Origin of the sequence: Caballeronia grimmiae (genome assembly GCF_022879615.1) — a bacterium.
GTDB lineage: Bacteria > Pseudomonadota > Gammaproteobacteria > Burkholderiales > Burkholderiaceae > Caballeronia > Caballeronia grimmiae.
In genome coordinates, this window is sequence record NZ_CP084272.1 from 167,726 (window position 1) to 184,216 (window position 16,491).

Sequence of the window (16,491 nt, forward strand, 5' to 3'; positions counted from 1 at the left end):
CCTTGTATCCACGGTTTGCTCCAAGTGCTCTTAGTAGGCCATGTGCCCTGTTACCGGTTCACCGTCGTTCGGTGCGCGCATTCACTGTTCCCCGGCGAGCCGGGGCTTCGGCAAGCCTCCGGCCGGCGAGATGCGCCAGATCGCGAAGGGCAGCGAATGAGGATTGAGCCGCACATGCTGCCGCCGCCCGCGCCATTCGAAACGGTCGCCCGTCACCTGATCCTCGACCGCGATCGCGTCGCCTTCGTGCACGCCCCAGCGTTCCAGCGTCTTCCACGGCAGTTCGATATCCGCGCCCTGCTCGTTGAACGGATCGAGATTGATGGCGACGAGCACGACGTTATCGCCGGACGCGTTCGTCTTCTCGAAGAAGAGGATGTGATCGTTATGCGCGGGCAGGAAGTTCACGCCGAGATGCGTCTGCAACGCGGGATTCGCGCGGCGGATGCGGTTCAGCGCCGTGATTTCTCCAACGATGTTGCCCGGCCGGTTCCAGTCCCACGCCCTCAACTGATACTTCTCGGAATCCAGATATTCCTCGCTGTTGGGCAGTGCGGCTGACTCGCACAATTCGAACCCGCTATACACGCCCCATAGTCCCGACAGCGTCGCCGCCAGCGCCGCGCGGATCACGAAGCCGGGACGCCCCGAGCTTTGCAGGAAGCGCGGATTGATGTCCGGCGTATTCACGAAGAAGTTCGGGCGGAAGTAATCCTTCGCGTCGGTCTGCGTGAGGTCGTGCATGTACTCGACAAAGTCGCGCTTCGTTTCGCGCCACGTGAAGTACGTGTACGACTGCGAAAAGCCGAGCTTCGCCAGGCGATTCATCACGCGCGGCCGGGTGAACGCTTCGGCGAGGAACATCACGTCGGGATGACGCGCGCGCACATCGCCGATGACCCATTCCCAGAACGGAAACGGCTTCGTGTGCGGGTTATCGACGCGGAAGATGCGCACGCCCGCCGCGATCCAGTGCAGGAACACGTCGCGCAGCGCGAGCCACAGATCGGGCTTCGCGTCCTTCGCATAGAAGTCCGGATTCACGATGTCCTGATACTTCTTCGGCGGATTCTCCGCATAGCGCAGCGTGCCGTCGGGCCGCCAGGCGAACCACGTCGGATGCTCCTTGAGCCACGGATGGTCCGGCGAGCATTGCACCGCGAAGTCGAGCGCGATCTCCAGCCCATGTTCGTGCGCGGCATCGAGCATGCGCTTGAAGTCGTCCAGATTGCCGAGTTCCGGATGCACGGCGGTATGGCCGCCTTCCTTGCCGCCGATGGCATACGGGCTGCCGACATCGTCCGGGCCGGCCGTCAGCGAGTTGTTCTTGCCCTTGCGATTCGCGATCCCGATCGGATGAATCGGCGGGAAGTACAGCACGTCGAAACCCATCTCACGGATGCGCGGCATCTTGCCGATCACATCGATAAAGGTGCCGTGACGGTTCTCGTCGTCGCTCATCGAACGCGGGAAGATTTCGTACCAGCTCGCGAATCGTGCAGCGGCGCGTTCCGAGTCGATGCGATACACCACCGGATCGCGCGACAGGAACGGCCGATGCCGTGCCGCAGCCACCGCTTGCGCAGTCGCCGGCGCGATCACGAGTTCGAGCTTGCGCGCGTCGTCGGCCTTCGTGAATTCCTTGACGATTTTTTCGAGCGGGGCGCTGTCCGAGTCTTCGACCGTCTTCACTTCCGCGAGGATCAGCGCGAACAGATGCTTCGCTTCCTCGACTTCGAGTTCGACGGTCTGCCCGGCTTTGAGCTTCTTCTGCATGTGATCGACGAGCGACGCGTAATCGTCGCGCCACGCCATCACGACGAATTCATGGCGGCCCACGCGTTCGAGCGGAATGCGCGTGGTCCACAAGTCGAGGCCGAGCGGCAGCACGGGCGACATCGGCGTTTCGTGCCATTCGGTCTCGTCGGCGGCGCGCCATTGCACGGCGGCGGCGATCTTGTCATGGCCTTCCGCGAAGATCGCGGCCTGAATCTCCACCGCTTCGCCGACGATGCGCTTCGCCGGAAAGCGCCCGTGATCGACCGATGGCGTCACGCTTTCGATCGACACGCGCGGGGCGGCAATCGCCTCGGCCACGGATTTCTTGTCGGCCGCCTTCGCGCCGCGCTTCACTTGCGGCTGCGCAAGCAGCACGAATGGCTCGGCTTCGGCGCGGAACAGGCGCACTTCGCCCGCCTTCAGCGTGAGCGACGCGAGGCGTTCGGGCTTGGCGGCGGCATCGTCGAGGGGCGCAAACCGCGTGTAGTTGCCGGGGACGCCTTCGAGCAGATGGCGCGTATCGACCTGCACGGGCGCGACGAGGTCCGGATTGATGACGATCAGCACCGCCGATTCGCTATGCCGCAAGTCGCCGCCCGCTGCGCGGATCAGCGCCGCGTACGGCGTGCCCGCGCCGGTCAGCGCGCGCAGTTCACCGACGCCGGAAAGCGTCGCGGTTTCGCGTTGCAACTTGTTCGCACGCATGACCTGCGCGGACAGATCGAAACGCGCTTCTTTCTTCGCGCGCTGATATTCGGCGGCGACGCCGTATTGCTGCGACATCGGCAAGCCGACGCCATATTCGAAGCCCATCGGCACGAGCATGCCCGTGCCGAGCGCAGCGGCGGTGAAGAGCGCGCGGCAGTATGCGCGTTCGATGAGCGAGGTGTCGCTGGTATCGCTCAGGTCCGCGATCAGGCGCGAGCCGTAGGGTTCTTCCGGAAACGTAACTGGCGGCGCGATGCGCGACAGCGCCGCGTGTTCATCGACGAGCCACGCGCTCTTGAAGTCCCACCAGCGCGTCGAGGCGAAGACGGCATCGAAGCCCGCATCGACGAGGCCGTGCAGATCATGGCGCGATACGCCCACGGTCCACGCGAGCCAGCGCGTGTCCGGATGCTTTTCGCGCACCGCCGCGCCGAGCCTGCGCCACACGTGAGCAGGCACGGCCTGCGGCGATGCGAAGCGAAAGCCGCCAACGCCCGCATCGGCGATCAGGCTCAGTTCGCGCGCCCACCACGCGGTGAGTTGCTGCGCGGCTTCGCCATCGTTGAAGTTCGCATGCGCCACATCCCGCTGACTCGGCGGGCGGCGCGGATCGAGCCGCGCATCGGCGCTTTCGAATGGCTTGAACCAGTGCTTGTTCTCCTGATAGAGCCCGCCTTCCGCGCTCACGCGATCGATCACGACATCGACCAGCAGCGTGATGCCGTGCTTTTTCGCGGCATCGGCGAGTTCGCGCAGGCCGTCGGCGGCACTGGCGTTCGATTCGAACACAGGATGCAGGCGATGATGGTCCGCGACCGCTTCACGATGCCCGTTGCTGCCGGGCACGAACGGCGAGCCGATCAGAACGTGATCGAAGCCCAGCGCGGCCGCGTGCTCGAACTGGGCAGGCCAGTTGGCGAGAGGGCCGACGAGAAGGGGATCGATGAAGTAGATACGAGGCGCGTACGCATGATGAGCTTGATGGTTTTCCATCGTTCGTCTTTTCCAGAGTCGTCCTGCGGTGGCGGGGATGCGGGCAACGAAATCGCGATCACGCTCACGGGTCAAACTGGCTGAAGGGCCGGTCCGCACGTTTCGGCGCATCGCGCGCTTCGCGGACCCCATGCGAAAGCTCGGCGCCGTCGACGATGCAGGCCCGGGTCGCGTTTCGCGATGCAAATGGATCGGGCACGGCTGCCGCCACGGTCCAATGGGTTTCCAGCGGGCGTTGCATCGCCTGACAGCACGTTGCGTGCCGCGCCTTTTGCGTACCCGAACGGCGCTTCGTCACAGCGATACTATGCGGCAAGCCGGGGCGCATGTGGGACGCCCCGTTCGCATGCGGTTCAAAACGCTACGCGCTCTTCGCGACGAGCGGCTTGCCGTTGCGGTGCGCGTGGTCGGGAAGGGGTGTCTGCACATCGGCCCGGACAGGCAGACGGCGCAGGCGCACGGCCGTACGGCTCGGGCGCAGGCCGGTGAGACCGGAATACAGCGCGATCATCTTCGATACCGCCTCGGCCCAGCCGAAATCGCACGACATCGCGTTGCGCTGCATCGCGCGCCAGGCGGGCGGGCGCATGTACGCATCGAGTGCGCGGCCCGCCGCGGTGACGACGTCGTCAGGCGTTTCGCCGTCGAACAGAAAGCCCGTGGGCGCACGCGACGAGGCTTGCACTGCGATGGGCGCGTCGTGCGTGCCGTCGCGGACATACACGGTTTCCTGCGGGGCGATGTCGGCTTCGCCGGCATCGACGATGGTATCGGCCAGTCCGCCCACGCGCGACGCGACCGGCAGCGTGCCGTAACGCATCGCGTAAAGCTGGGTCAGGCCGCACGGCTCGAAGCGGCTGCCGTGCAGAAGAATGTCCGCGCCGGCGTGCAGTGCATGCGCGCGACGCTCGCTATAGCCGATATGCACGCCGACGCGATCCGGCCACTCCTGCGCGAGCTTGCGGAATCCCTTCTCGATGTACGCCTCGCCCTGGCCGATGACGGCGAGTTGCAGGCGCGGATGCTTCTCGAGCAGGCGCGGCAGCGCCTGAAGCACGACATCGGCGAGTTTCTGACCGGTCATGCGGCTGCCGATCGCCATGAGCGGCGCGAACGGATCGACCGGCAGGCCGAACATGCGCTGTAGCGTGCGCTTGCAGGCGTGCTTGCCGCGCATGTCGTCGAATGAATAAGTGCGCTCGATCAGCGGATCGATGGCGGGATTCCAAGCGTCTTCATCGATGCCGTTCACCACGCCCGACAGCTTGTCCGCGCAGCTTTGCAGCACGCCTTCCATCAGGTGCCCGAAGCGCGGCGTGAGAATTTCGCGCGCATAGGTCTCGCTGACGGTCGTGATGCGGTCGCTATGAACGATCCCCGCCTTCATCAAACTCAGTGCGCCGTAGAACTCGATGCTCTGCGGGTCGCTCAACGCATGCACGAGCCACTTCTCCGGCACGCCGAGCGAGCGTCCGAGCGACAGCGCGTAGTTGCCCTGGAACGCCAGATTGTGGATTGTGAAGACGCTCTTGGCCTGCACGCCAGCGTGCTTCATCAGGAGCGGCGTCAGGCCGCTGTGCCAGTCGTGTGCGTGGACGATATCCGGCTTCTTGACGCCGCGCACACCCTGCGCGACGCGCACGGCGGCCGCCGACAGCGTCGCGAAGCGGACTGCGTTGTCCGGATAATCGCGGCCCTGTGCATCCTGATAAAGCCCGGTGCGCGCATACAGTGCATCGCAGCGCAACAAAAGCACCGGCACGCCGGTATCGGGCATGCGCGCGCGCAAGAGCGAGGCATCGCCGCCGGGGAGATCGTGAAGCGTGCAGACCTTGCTGACGTCCACCGCCGTGGCGAGAGCCTTGGGGTACGCGGGCAGGAGAATCGTGGCGTCGACGCCGGCTGCGCGCAGGGCGGCGGCGTATGCGCTGACCATGTCGCCGAGGCCGCCGGTCTTGGCGAGCGGGACGGCCTCGGAGGCGACCAGCAGAACGTTCAAAGGCAAAGTGGACTCCTGTGCGGGCAAACGCGGGGCGATGGCCATGCGCTCGTACACTCGACACCGGTGACGAGGACCAGCCGGGCCGCGCATTCCGGGTACTGATCGGGTAATTTCTTTTTGGCTTGCGCAGTGCAGCAATGTGCATGCCACGACCCTGTCCCGTATGTGCGCGCTCGCACGATCATTTCGGACTTATGTTCGACGAGGGTCCGGTGTCGCGCATCTCGCAACAGCGCAAAAGCGCTAGCGCGTGCCGCGTGTAAAACTGACAGCGGCGTGCGTCGCGTTTTTACACAGGGCGTTCGAAGCGTATCGAGGTGATATCTAAGGCGCGTTACGCGCGGCGCGCTGGCCTTAGCCGCCGACCATGCTGGCCGCGATGTTCACCGACAATCCGAGGACCGCCAGGTTGAAGAAGAACGACAGTACCGATTGCGCGAGCGCCGTGCGGCGTGCGTCCCGGGAGCAGAGCATCACGTCGGATGTCTGCGAGGCGACGGCGATGGTGAACGAGAAGTACAGGAAATCCCAATAATCGGGTTTGAGGTGGCGGTCGGGGAACCGGAGCGCGGGGTTGCCGGGTGGCGAGCGATAGTAATGCCGCGCGTAATGCAGCGTGAACATCGTCGGGATGAGAAACCATGCGCCCAGCATCGTCGCACCGGTCAACGCATAGTTCAGATACGCATGCGCGCCGTGACTCTTCGCCGCCGTGAGTTCCACGACGATCGCGACGAGGCTCGCAACCGCCGCGAGGCTCACGATCATCAGCACGGCGGCGGCGTTTTCATCCTCGCGCTCGGCGAGCGCCTGCACGTTGCTTTGCCGCGTGCTGGCCATCCGCAGCCAGATGAGCGCGAGATACAGCCATACGGCCGAGTCCCAGCCGATGAGCGCGCGCACGATCGGCCGCACGTTCCCTGGAAGGAGAGCGGTGACGCCAAAGCCGACCGCCAGGCCGATCAGGGCGCGGGGACGGGTGCGCAACACGGGTGGGAGAAGATTCATCGTCTCGACGGGGAAACGCGGCAGTCGGCGATTATCACTGACGCGCCTTACAGACGCATGTGCAAGTGATGGCCGCAGCGCCTGCTTTCGGGCGACAATCGGATCGGAGACCATTTCGAAACGCTGCCGCCGCTCGCCGCCGAAAACGCAGCGAAAAGCGACCCAGCACGCACACCGGCCGTTGAGCCGGCGCTAAGATTCGACGCATGAATGATCCTACCTATCCCGTCGTCTGCAGGCACCCAGCCAATGAGATCGGCCGCGATTTCGTCGTCGGCGATCTGCATGGCTGCGTCGATGCGCTGCGTTATCTGTTGCGCGAGATCGGCTTCGACGGCTCGCGCGATCGTCTGTTCTCGGTCGGCGATCTGATCGATCGCGGCACAGACTCGCTCGCCGCGATCGAGTTGATCGACAAGCCGTGGTTCTATCCGGTGCTCGGCAATCACGAGGATTCGCTGATCGCGGTCGCGACTGGCGCGATGCGCCGCCAGGCGTGGTACGCCATCGGCGGATCATGGGCCGAAACGCTGGCGGACGAGCAGCTCAATACGCTCGCCACGCGGCTTGCGCGCTTGCCGCTCGTGCGCGTCGTCGGCGAAGGCGAGCGGCGCTTCAACGTGCTGCACGCGGAATTCTTCGGCAGCGACGCCGATCTCGACGCCGCCGAGTTCGCGGAACAGACGCGCAGCCAGATGCTATGGGGCCGCGGCCTTGCGCTCGGCAATGCGGACCCCGGCCTGCAACGCGGTCTCTCGCCCACGTACTGCGGCCACACGCCGATGCGCGCGGTGCGGCAGATCGGCTCGCAGATTTTTATCGATACCGGCGCGTTCGCATCGGAAGGGCGGCTCACGATCGTCGAAGCCGGCACCGATGAACGATGGTCCGTGAAGGAGCGCTGGGCCGCGTCGGAAGGCGCGCGGGAGCTGGCGTTGCCTTAAAGGCACGGGCGTTGCTGAATTCCTCGCCATGAATCGAAAGCAAACAGGCGAGGCAGGCAGTGGCGACCATCGAAAGCAACGGGGCTAAGAGCGCGAGCGGTGCGCAAAACGACAACGCGGCAGTCTGCATCGAAGACTTGCCACCCGGCCTCCGATACGTCGACGACTCGCGGCGCGGCTACACCCGCGAATGGATCGACGGGGAGTTCGTCTTCTTCAATACGCAGGGCAATCGCATCGAGGACGAGGCCGATATCCGGCGCATCAAGGCGCTCGCGATCCCGCCCGCCTATACCGATGTCTGGATCTGCCCGGACTCGCGCGGCCATTTGCAGGCCACGGGCCGTGATGCGCGCGGGCGCAAGCAGTATCGCTATCACCCGCAGTGGCGCGAAACCCGCGATGCCAACAAATACGAGCGCATGCTCGCGTTCGGCGCGGTGCTGCCGAAGCTGCGGGCGCGCGTCACACGCGATCTCGCGCTCGACGGCATGCCGCGCGACAAGGTGCTCGCCACCGTCGTGCGGCTGCTGGATACGACGCTGATTCGCGTCGGCAGCGAGGAATACGCGCGGGAGAACCGCTCGTACGGGCTGACGACGCTGAGGAAGCGGCATCTGAAGGTATCGGCGGGAACGCTGCGCTTCAAGTTTCGCGGCAAGAGCGGCATCGAACACGACGTCGCCGTGAGTGATGCGCGCGTCGCGCGAATCGTGAAGCGCTGCATGGACCTGCCGGGCCAGGACCTCTTTCAGTATCTCGATGCGGACGGCACGCGCCACGGCGTGACGTCGTCGGACATCAACGACTATCTGCGCGAGATCACCGGCGCGGATTTCACCGCGAAGGACTATCGGACGTGGGCGGGCAGCGTGTTCGCGCTCGCGGCGCTGCGCAAGCTCCAGTGGGAGACCGTGACGGAGGCGCGCAAGCATATCGTCGGGACGATCAAGGAAGTGTCGCAACTGCTGCGCAATACGCCGGCCATCTGCCGCAAATGCTATGTGCATCCGGCTGTCATCGAGGCATTCGAAGCGGGCGAACTCGCGGAAGCGTTGCCTGCGTCGCGCCGTCACGGACTCAAGACCGATGAAGCCGCGCTCGTCATCTTTCTGGAGAAAGAGGCCAAGCGCCGGGCGCGCGAGGCGGCGCGCAAGAACCGCAAGGGCGCAGCCGCAAGCGATACGCGGCTGACCGGCATGCTCGCCGAATCGAGCCGCAAGGCGCGCGCCGGTGCGCTGAAGGGAAGCGCCAAGGATGCGGCGGTCCAGGCGATCGAGACCGTCGCGCGCAAGACCGCGCCGAAGGCCGCGCGTCCGGCGACGAAGAAGCTGTCGCGCACGCGGACATCGACGGCGGTCGCGATCCGATGATCGCCTAGCCGACCTGATTCAGCTCGAACACGTAGTCGATCGTTTCGCCGTTCCAGTTGTATTCGAGATACGCGGCGTGATGGCAGTCGCGCAGCATCGTCGTGCGCAGCGCAGCGAGGCAGTCGCCCTGCGGATCGCGCACCGACGGATATGCGATGCCCGGTGCGCCCGCCGCCCGGATCGCGCGCCCTAGCGCCTTGCCGGGCGCGTAATCGTCCGGCGCGAGAATGCGCGGATCGAGACCCGCCTGCGCGATGCGATCGCCCGTTAGATCGACGACCTCGCCCCGCGCGACGACCGTGTACAGGCGCATTTGCTGGCGCAGCGGCGCTTCCTTCGTCGCGGCGAGAAAGAGACCGGCGTGATAGCGCGTCTCCGCGATGGCCGTGCGCCGCTCGCGGGCGCAGTAGAACACGCCGTAGCTGCCGTCGGAAAAGCGGCTGCCGCTCGGATTCAAATGCGTGAAGGCGGCCATGATCGGCCCGCATCCCGGCCCGAAGCAGCGTTCGTCGGACGGCACCAGATCGAGTTCGCCGGTCTCGGTGCGCAGGCGGTCGTTGGTCATTGCTTCGAGCGCGTAGAGAGCGTCGAAATCTTGTGGCGACGCGACGCGGTCGAACAGATTCACCGCCGGAAAACGCGTCGGAATCACCCGATACGCCGGCGACCAGTCGAGTTCGCCATGCGGCCAGCGCGCCCGCCAGTTCGTTTCAGCCTGCTTGTCGTTCACGCCCAGCCGCCTCGCATCGCGTCGAGATATTGGCGCACGGCGACGAGATCGCTGATATTGCCCGCCAGCATGCGATCGAGCGCCGGCTTGCCGCCGAACGGCGGCGCGGTGTTGGGACGCCTGACCCAGGTATCGGCGGCGTGCGGTTCGGGCAGCAGAATCTGCAGCGCCTTGTAGATGCCGAGAATCAGCGACAGGCGTTCGAGCGTGTCGCGCGGCAGCCGCGCCGATTCGGGCGTGTTCTTCCATTTGAAGTACGTCGAGCGGCCGGGCGAGCCGAGCAGCTTGATTTGCTCGTCGGCGGACAAGGCCCAGTCGCGGGCGATGTTGATGAACGCGCGCAGGCCGGCCGCAGACAAGTCGCCGATATCCGGCGTGGGGCGCGGGACCGGATGTTCGGTCGTCGCCGAGGCAGCGCGTGCGGCGTGAGGCATGTCGTTAAGTCTCCAAAGGAACTCTTAACGCATGGTAGTCCATATATGGATTCATACAAGCGATATTTCGCCTGCACGCGACGACTGCGGGTTAATCTTCGTCTTCCGGCACGGTGTAGCGGCGGCCGGGAACGTGGGATTGCAGTGCGTCGGCGATGTCGGACGGCGTGCAATCGGCCGGCACCACGCAGCGCTGCAGATGCGGATCGCTCTTCAACGACCACTCGACCATCCGGTACGGCTGACCCCAGGGCGGCTCGATCGGCGCGGACAGACGGCATCGGCTCAGCTTCAGCGCGGTGTGACTGCGCATCGCCCGGGCAACATTGGAGAAGGATGAACGCGTGGCGGCGTTGCTGGACATGGCACATTCCTCACGTTGACGGCCCCGTTGGGCCAGATGGCGAGTCGAGTGTGTCCGCGGATAATTAAGCCGCGCTTAACCGGCGCTAACGCGATGCCGCGTGCGGCGAAAAGCCGCTTCGATGCTCCAATGCGCTGGGATGCGCCGGTCAAGAGGCGCTTCGGCATTTTCACCACGCGCCGCGGCGTTTGTTTGCCGGCGGGCCAGCTTACTGTATATTCGTACAGTTGTCCGCAACAAGGAGTGTGCCGATGATATCCCGCAACGATTCGCTCGAAGCCGCCGCGCTCGAACGTTTCATGCGCGCGACACGCGCGGTGAACGCCGCGTTCGACGCCACTCGGGGCGAGCCGGCTCTGGAGTACGGCGCGCGCTCCGTGGCGCGTTCGCAGCAGCGCCTGGACGACGCACTGCGCGAACTCGAAACGTCCGAGCGCTCGCTCGACGCCATCCTCTCGCGCAGCGCGCGTCAGGATCATTAGAGGCAACAGGGGCATAAATCGATGGAGCGAAACGACTTGAAAATCGCATTCCTGACGATCGCTTTCGTGTTGAGTTCGTCGCCGGTAGCGGCGGCGACGCATTACACGGAAGTCTGGAATCCGCCCGAAGTACACGTGGTGAAGGGCAAGAACAAGGCGCATGGCGCATCGCGCACGGCCGGAAAGAAGAAGCGCAAGAGCGCGACGGCAGTCAAGCAGGTGGCCGACAAGGCTTCCATGGATCAGCCGGTCGCCGCGTCGCCGCGCAAGGGTAATTCGCCGAAGCAGACTGAGCCGGTCATCCCGCGCAAGATCGATCCGAACGGACAGGTCATGCGCGTCTGAAGAACTAGCGCGACAGCCAGAACGAGAAAGGGGCGCTCCATCGAGCGCCCCTTTCCTTTTGAGCCGGCGACAGGGCGCTTATAGGCGTCCCATCAGCAACAGGACAATCACCACGACCAGCACGACGCCGAGAATCCCGCTCGGTCCGTAGCCCCAGCTACGGCTGTGCGGCCACGACGGAATGGCGCCGATCAGCAGCAGGATGAGCACGATCAACAGGATGGTTCCGATTGTCATTTGACTTCTCCTTGTAAAAGATCGCGCGACCATCCGGCTCGACGTGGCCTCCCCCAGGCAGCCGCACGTCGGATCGAGCGGCGCGATGCCGCTGGCCTTTGGCGTTGCGATCGACAAGGAGCAGAGAGCAGCATCCGTGCCATTGGCGCGAACCCTTAACAAACAAGGCGCGGCGCGCACCCGGCGACGAAGGCGCGAACTGTCGCGATTGTCAAAAGGAAAGAGTTGGTCGAGCGCCTTGAAAGAATTGCATCGGGGTCGGGTTTCAAAATATTCCGCGGAAGACCCAGAACAGCAGGCCCGCCAGCACAATCGAGACCGGCAGCGTCAGCACCCACGCGAGCGCGAGACTTCGCACCGTGCGCCATTGAAGGCCGGAGCCATTCGCGGCCATCGTGCCCGCAACGCCCGACGACAACACGTGCGTCGTGCTCACGGGCAGCCCGTAGGCATCGGCAGCGCCGATGGTGACCATCGCGACCAGTTCCGCCGATGCGCCTTGCCCATAGGTGAGGTGCGTCCTGCCGATGCGCTCGCCGACCGTCACCACGATGCGCTTCCAGCCGACCATCGTTCCCAGTCCCAGCGCAACCGCCACGGCGACTTTCACCCACGTCGGGATGAACTTCGTCGCGTGATCGAGCTGATGCTTGTAGTTGTCGAGCACGGCGCGGTCATTCGACGCGAAGGCAGGCGCGTTCTGCTTGCCCATCAAGCGCAACGCTTCCGACGCGATGTACATCTCGTTGCGCACGTTGCGGACATTGCCTTGCGGCACGGCGGCGATGGTCTCGCTGGGGCGGATCTGCGAATCGATGGAATCGATCAGCGCCTTCAGCGATGCGACGCTGTCCGGCGCGAGCGTTTTGGTCTGCACGTAGCGTTCGACGCGCGCACGCGCATCCGCACCGGGAGATGCGTCGCCGGCATAACGCTGCAATGCCTCCGATGCGCTGTGGCTTACCGCAAGGAACGTCTGCGTTTCGCCCGAGGTCACGGCCTTGTTGAGCGCGTACGCGGTCGGCACGGTGCCGATCAGGATGAGCATGATGAGGCCCATGCCTTTCTGGCCGTCGTTGGAGCCGTGCGCGAACGACACGCCGGTGCACGTCAGGATCAGCAGGCAGCGAATCCAGAACGGCGGCGGCGTGTTCGGCTTCGGCTCCTTGTAGAGCGCCGGCACGCGCACCACGAGCTTCAGCACATAGAGCAGGAAGCCGGCAAGGACGAAGCCGATAATCGGCGAAAACAGCAGCGACTTGCCGACCGACACCGCCTGGCTCCAGTCGACGCCCGACGTGCCATTGGTCCCGTGCAGCATCTGGTTCATCAGGCCGACGCCGACCACCGAGCCGATCAGCGTGTGCGAACTGGAAGACGGCAGGCCGAGCGCCCACGTGCCGAGATTCCAGATGATCGCCGCGATCAACAGCGCGAAAACCATCGCGAAGCCCTGCGAACTGCCGACGCCGATGATCAGTTCCACCGGCAGCAATTGCAGAATGCCGAACGCGACCGCGCCACTGGATACGAGCACGCCGATGAAATTCCACGCACCGGACCAGACGACCGCGAGGTTGGGCGTCAGCGAGTGCGTGTAGATGACTGTCGCGACGGCGTTGGCGGTATCGTGGAAGCCGTTGACGAATTCAAAACCGAGCGCGATGAGCAGCGCAACGCCGAGCAGAATGTACGGGAACGCGGACGATTCGCGCACGGGCGCCAGATCTTCCAGCAGATGCATGACGCAGTAGACGGCGCCCGCCCCGATTGTGAGCAGAAACACGAGAAAGGCGAGTCGTTGCCCCGGCGTGCGGCCTGCGCGGGTGTTCGGAAAGACGATCTGGTTCATGGCGCGTCCTTGAGCCTGGAACATTGCGGAAAAGGCCATGTTTGCTGGTGCGCGTGTCGGTTTCGTGAACGCGTAAGCCTTTGTTATTTCATATGAATGCGTCTAAGAGAACGCCGATATAATCGCCACGCTGTTCCTGACCAGCAACGACACGACCGATGACCAAAACGACCCCGCCCGCGCCGCGCGATCCGCTCGAACTCGGCGGCTCAGTGTGGCTGAAAAGCGGCGGCGAGACGCTCGGCGGCGCGGCGCGCATCGCGCTTCTGGCTGCCATCCGCGATACGGGTTCGATCACCGCGGCGGCCAAAGCCGTCGGCATGAGCTACAAGGCGGCTTGGGACGCGATCGATACGATGAACAACCTGGCCGGCGAACCGCTGGTCGCCAGCGCCACCGGTGGCCGGGGCGGCGGCGGGACGAAGCTGACGGCATCGGCGTTGCGGATCATCGACACGTATCAGGCCGTCGAGCGCGAGCATCGCAAGTTTCTTAGGCGGGTAGGTGAAGCCATCGAAGGCTTCGAGGACGATTGGCGATTGATCGGGAGACTGGGATTGAGAACGAGTGCACGCAATCAGTTGGCGGGAAAGGTCACGAAGATCACGCGCGGCGCGGTGAACGACGAAATCGAGCTTGGATTGCCGGGCGGACAGGCCATCGTCGCGGTTGTCACGCATGAGAGCACCGAGACGCTTGGTCTCACGGAAGGCAGCGATGCATTCGCGCTCATCAAGGCGTCGTGGGTCATGCTGATGGAAGACGCCCCGGCGAAGCTGTCGGCGCGCAATCAGTTGCGCGGGACCGTCGCGAGCGTGACGCGCGGCGCGGTGAACGCCGAAGTGACGCTTTCACTCGACGACGCGACGACTGTCACCGCGATCATCACGAACCAAAGCGCGGACACGCTTGGCCTCGCGCCGGGTCAGAAAGCGGTCGCGGTGGTGAAGGCGTCGAGCGTGATCATCGGCGTGAACGACTGACGATCGAGCGCGCGGGAACGCGATAGTCAGCTCAGGCCATCGCGGATTGCCTGGACGTCGGTCCGGCGATCCGGCTTGTGATAGCTCTTCGACTTCCAGAGCGCCCGCACGTAAGGGTATGGATGGCCAGACAATCCGAGCGCGATTTCGGTGATCCAATGCTGCGTCGGCACGGGCACGCCATGCAGCGCCACGACGACGGCGGCCAGGCTCGCCGCTACCGGCATCGGCGCGAGCTTGCCCGGCTCCGCGCGCCATGCGATGCGCACGAACGCGAGCGATACCGCCGCGCCGAGCATGCAGCCGGCCACTACTTCCGACACCGAATGCGCGTTCACCACGACACGCGACCCGCTGACCACCACGCCCAGCAGCAAGCCGATCAGCACGCCGCCTCCCCGAACCGAGCCGCGCGCGGGCAACAGCGCGACGAATATCGCGACGGGCAGGACGGACGTCGCCATGTAGGCGTGCCCGCTGATGCCGGTGAAGTCCACGTGACGGATTCCGATTCCCCATCCGATGAACGCGATTTTGCTCACCGCGACGAGTGCGCTGCCGACGCTAAAGAGCGCGACCCATTCAACCGTGTATGTCCAGCGATAGCCGAGCGCGAGCCACGCAGCCGCGGCGATGGCAACGGGCAGCATGACGCCCGTGCCGCCGAGGGCAGTGATGCTCATCCAGACTGAAAAAGGCAAATCGAGGTTCATTGTGTTCGCGTGGCATAGGTGTTGCTGCACTGCGGCAGACCGACCACTTGATCGTGTGCGAAGCCGAGGAGTATACCGGTTCGGATCAGGCCGAATTTGTCGGAAAGAGTTACCCGCTTACGGCGCTCATCCTCTGTGTAAAGCGGACATCGTATGGTAAGTGCGGGCAAAATTCGTTTGCATATACTGATCGCGTTCGGCTAGAAAACGAATATGGTGTTATTGTGCAATGCAGCAAGATGCGCGTCTGTTTGTCGCGCACTAATTGAGTCAACGTTTGTGGAGAGCCCAGCCGAATGTCGAAAAGCCTTACCAAAGTCTGGTTGCGCGGCTTGAGACGCCTGGTCGCTGGCCAAGTGGAACTGAAACCCCTTCCGAAGCCGCGCGCTGCGGGAAAGCCGGTGCGCGCGAAAACCGTTAAATCGAAGATCAAGCCCGTCACAGCGACGAAAACCGCCGTCTCGCCCCGTACTCTGGCGCGCCCTGAAGTCCGCGAGTCGCGGGTGCGGCCGCGTGCGTCGGCGTGGGCGCGAGGCAAGTGGGATCGCTCGTATCATTCCGCGCCGCCGACAGCCGGGCGATTCGTCAATCACCTGTCGTACGCGCTGTACATGCCGCCGAAAGCCACGCTCGGCCGGCTGCCGCTCGTCGTGATGCTTCACGGCTGCCAGCAGACCGCTGACGAGTTCGCGCAAGGCACGCGCATGAACCTGCTCGCCGACAAGTACGGCTTCGCAGTGTTGTACCCGGAACAGTCGAAGCACGAGCATCCGCATCGCTGCTGGCACTGGTACGACGATTCGAGCGGCGCGGGCGGCGGCGAAGCGGCGTCGATCGTCTCGCTCATCAACGCGGTCATCGCGAAGCACGATTTCGACGCCGAGCGAGTCTATCTGGCGGGCATGTCGGCCGGAGCGGGGCTTTCGGCGATGCTGGCGGTGCGCTATCCGCAACTGTTCGCCGCGGTCGGGCTTCATTCGGGCGTCGTGTTCGGCGAAGCGACGTCGGCCATCGGCGCGATGGACGTCATGCGGCGCGCCAGCCGCTCGGATCCGGTCGCCTTGATCGATGCAGCCGTCGATGTGCGCGACTACCCGGGCATGCCCGCGGTCATCGTCCACGGCGAGCTCGATTCCGTCGTCACGTCGGCGAATGCGGATCAGCTCACGAAGCAGTTCTTGCGGCTGAACGGTTTCATCGATGCCGCCGGCAATCGCCGCGCGGGCGATGTCCGCGAGGAAACGCAGGAAGACGGCGTCGTGCGCGATTACTTCAAGAACGGCCGGCGCGTGGTGAAGACATCGATTGTTCGCGGGCTCGGCCATTCGTGGGCCGGCGGCGACGACACCGTCGCGTTCCACTCATCCAAAGGGCGGGATTCGGCTGCGCTGATGTGGGAATTCTTCAAGCATCAGCGCCGTTCCAAAGAAGCGGCGCAGGCTGCGTTCGTCGCGTGAGCGGCGGCGCATCGTTTCGACTGTTGCAAAATGATCTTTAGTATCAGGGTTCTAGCGTAAAAGGCTGGCGTCGCATCAGGGATTACC

At 64.6% G+C, this 16,491-nt stretch carries 16 protein-coding genes; 6 read left to right on the top strand and 10 right to left on the bottom strand.

What is annotated here, in order from left to right; genetic code table 11:
- Window positions 1–81: 81 nt before the first annotated feature.
- The 4 genes from LDZ21_RS14470 to LDZ21_RS14485 all read right to left on the bottom strand — a co-directional run bounded on the left by LDZ21_RS14470 (window position 82) and on the right by LDZ21_RS14485 (window position 6,490).
- Window positions 82–3,480, bottom strand: a complete 3,399-nt coding sequence (locus LDZ21_RS14470; RefSeq protein WP_244795529.1) for a maltotransferase domain-containing protein — start codon at window positions 3,478–3,480, stop codon at window positions 82–84.
- A 64-nt stretch (window positions 3,481–3,544) separates the two neighbouring features.
- The gene (locus LDZ21_RS14475; RefSeq protein WP_160174748.1) at window positions 3,545–3,721 is read right to left on the bottom strand and encodes a hypothetical protein; all 177 of its coding nucleotides are present in this window, start codon (window positions 3,719–3,721) and stop codon (window positions 3,545–3,547) included.
- 120 nt (window positions 3,722–3,841) lie between these two features.
- Complete coding sequence (glgA, locus tag LDZ21_RS14480; protein WP_244795530.1) at window positions 3,842–5,485, bottom strand: glycogen synthase GlgA; 1,644 nt, start codon at window positions 5,483–5,485, stop codon at window positions 3,842–3,844.
- A gap of 351 nt (window positions 5,486–5,836) precedes the next feature.
- The gene (locus LDZ21_RS14485) at window positions 5,837–6,490 is read right to left on the bottom strand and encodes a DUF1345 domain-containing protein (protein WP_244795531.1); all 654 of its coding nucleotides are present in this window, start codon (window positions 6,488–6,490) and stop codon (window positions 5,837–5,839) included.
- A 206-nt stretch (window positions 6,491–6,696) separates the two neighbouring features.
- On the opposite strand from LDZ21_RS14485, the gene LDZ21_RS14490 reads away from it, so the two are divergent.
- Together LDZ21_RS14490 and LDZ21_RS14495 are read left to right on the top strand one after the other, a co-directional pair.
- Entirely contained in the window at window positions 6,697–7,434 is a 738-nt protein-coding gene (locus tag LDZ21_RS14490; protein ID WP_244795532.1) for a metallophosphoesterase, read from the top strand.
- A 68-nt stretch (window positions 7,435–7,502) separates the two neighbouring features.
- Window positions 7,503–8,807, top strand: a complete 1,305-nt coding sequence (locus LDZ21_RS14495) for a DNA topoisomerase IB (RefSeq protein ID WP_404981097.1) — start codon at window positions 7,503–7,505, stop codon at window positions 8,805–8,807.
- A 4-nt stretch (window positions 8,808–8,811) separates the two neighbouring features.
- On the opposite strand, the gene LDZ21_RS14500 is transcribed toward LDZ21_RS14495, so the two are convergent.
- From LDZ21_RS14500 to LDZ21_RS14510, 3 genes are all read right to left on the bottom strand, one after another.
- Window positions 8,812–9,537, bottom strand: coding sequence for an RES family NAD+ phosphorylase (locus LDZ21_RS14500; protein ID WP_244795533.1), 726 nt, complete (start codon window positions 9,535–9,537; stop codon window positions 8,812–8,814).
- Window positions 9,534–9,971 carry an MbcA/ParS/Xre antitoxin family protein gene (locus LDZ21_RS14505; RefSeq protein ID WP_035966077.1) on the bottom strand — a complete coding sequence of 146 codons (438 nt, stop codon included), beginning with the start codon at window positions 9,969–9,971 and terminating at the stop codon, window positions 9,534–9,536. Before LDZ21_RS14505 ends, LDZ21_RS14500 begins: the two co-directional genes overlap by 4 nt.
- Before the next feature lie 91 nt (window positions 9,972–10,062).
- Window positions 10,063–10,335, bottom strand: coding sequence for a DUF2866 domain-containing protein (locus tag LDZ21_RS14510; protein ID WP_244795534.1), 273 nt, complete (start codon window positions 10,333–10,335; stop codon window positions 10,063–10,065).
- A 251-nt stretch (window positions 10,336–10,586) separates the two neighbouring features.
- Between LDZ21_RS14510 and LDZ21_RS14515 the strand changes: the two genes are divergently transcribed.
- Window positions 10,587–10,817, top strand: coding sequence for a hypothetical protein (locus tag LDZ21_RS14515; protein WP_035966075.1), 231 nt, complete (start codon window positions 10,587–10,589; stop codon window positions 10,815–10,817).
- 36 nt (window positions 10,818–10,853) lie between these two features.
- Window positions 10,854–11,162 (top strand): hypothetical protein, encoded by a 309-nt coding sequence (locus LDZ21_RS14520; protein ID WP_244795535.1) that lies wholly within the window; start codon window positions 10,854–10,856, stop codon window positions 11,160–11,162.
- A 78-nt stretch (window positions 11,163–11,240) separates the two neighbouring features.
- Here the strand turns inward: LDZ21_RS14520 and LDZ21_RS14525 are convergent, their stop codons facing one another.
- Together LDZ21_RS14525 and LDZ21_RS14530 are read right to left on the bottom strand one after the other, a co-directional pair.
- On the bottom strand, window positions 11,241–11,399 hold the full coding sequence (locus LDZ21_RS14525; protein WP_035966072.1) for a DUF3309 family protein: 159 nt from the start codon (window positions 11,397–11,399) through the stop codon (window positions 11,241–11,243).
- A gap of 265 nt (window positions 11,400–11,664) precedes the next feature.
- Window positions 11,665–13,251: an inorganic phosphate transporter gene (locus LDZ21_RS14530; protein WP_244795536.1), complete on the bottom strand. Its 1,587-nt coding sequence runs from the start codon at window positions 13,249–13,251 to the stop codon at window positions 11,665–11,667.
- A 158-nt stretch (window positions 13,252–13,409) separates the two neighbouring features.
- On the opposite strand from LDZ21_RS14530, the gene LDZ21_RS14535 reads away from it, so the two are divergent.
- Entirely contained in the window at window positions 13,410–14,234 is an 825-nt protein-coding gene (locus LDZ21_RS14535; RefSeq protein ID WP_244795537.1) for a molybdenum-dependent transcriptional regulator ModE, read from the top strand.
- Window positions 14,235–14,260: 26 nt separating this feature from the next.
- Here the strand turns inward: LDZ21_RS14535 and LDZ21_RS14540 are convergent, their stop codons facing one another.
- A complete protein-coding gene (locus LDZ21_RS14540) occupies window positions 14,261–14,947 on the bottom strand; it encodes a phosphatase PAP2 family protein (RefSeq protein WP_404981032.1) in 687 nt (228 codons plus the stop codon).
- Window positions 14,948–15,243: 296 nt separating this feature from the next.
- Here LDZ21_RS14540 and LDZ21_RS14545 point away from each other — a divergent pair, with 296 nt between their 5' ends.
- Window positions 15,244–16,404 carry an extracellular catalytic domain type 1 short-chain-length polyhydroxyalkanoate depolymerase gene (locus tag LDZ21_RS14545; protein WP_244795539.1) on the top strand — a complete coding sequence of 387 codons (1,161 nt, stop codon included), beginning with the start codon at window positions 15,244–15,246 and terminating at the stop codon, window positions 16,402–16,404.
- The last annotated feature ends 87 nt before the right edge of the window (window positions 16,405–16,491 follow it).

What these genes read in the sequence shown, in the direction of transcription:
- LDZ21_RS14505 (WP_035966077.1), bottom strand. Translation starts at nt 9,971, where the DNA reads ATGCCTCACGCCGCACGCGCTGCCTCGGCGACGACCGAACATCCGGTC.
- LDZ21_RS14485 (WP_244795531.1), bottom strand. Translation starts at nt 6,490, where the DNA reads ATGAATCTTCTCCCACCCGTGTTGCGCACCCGTCCCCGCGCCCTGATC.
- LDZ21_RS14545 (WP_244795539.1), top strand. Translation starts at nt 15,244, where the DNA reads ATGTCGAAAAGCCTTACCAAAGTCTGGTTGCGCGGCTTGAGACGCCTG.
- LDZ21_RS14470 (WP_244795529.1), bottom strand. Translation starts at nt 3,480, where the DNA reads ATGGAAAACCATCAAGCTCATCATGCGTACGCGCCTCGTATCTACTTC.
- LDZ21_RS14510 (WP_244795534.1), bottom strand. Translation starts at nt 10,335, where the DNA reads ATGTCCAGCAACGCCGCCACGCGTTCATCCTTCTCCAATGTTGCCCGG.
- LDZ21_RS14525 (WP_035966072.1), bottom strand. Translation starts at nt 11,399, where the DNA reads ATGACAATCGGAACCATCCTGTTGATCGTGCTCATCCTGCTGCTGATC.
- LDZ21_RS14475 (WP_160174748.1), bottom strand. Translation starts at nt 3,721, where the DNA reads ATGCAACGCCCGCTGGAAACCCATTGGACCGTGGCGGCAGCCGTGCCC.
- LDZ21_RS14535 (WP_244795537.1), top strand. Translation starts at nt 13,410, where the DNA reads ATGACCAAAACGACCCCGCCCGCGCCGCGCGATCCGCTCGAACTCGGC.
- LDZ21_RS14515 (WP_035966075.1), top strand. Translation starts at nt 10,587, where the DNA reads ATGATATCCCGCAACGATTCGCTCGAAGCCGCCGCGCTCGAACGTTTC.
- LDZ21_RS14530 (WP_244795536.1), bottom strand. Translation starts at nt 13,251, where the DNA reads ATGAACCAGATCGTCTTTCCGAACACCCGCGCAGGCCGCACGCCGGGG.
- LDZ21_RS14540 (WP_404981032.1), bottom strand. Translation starts at nt 14,947, where the DNA reads ATGAACCTCGATTTGCCTTTTTCAGTCTGGATGAGCATCACTGCCCTC.
- LDZ21_RS14490 (WP_244795532.1), top strand. Translation starts at nt 6,697, where the DNA reads ATGAATGATCCTACCTATCCCGTCGTCTGCAGGCACCCAGCCAATGAG.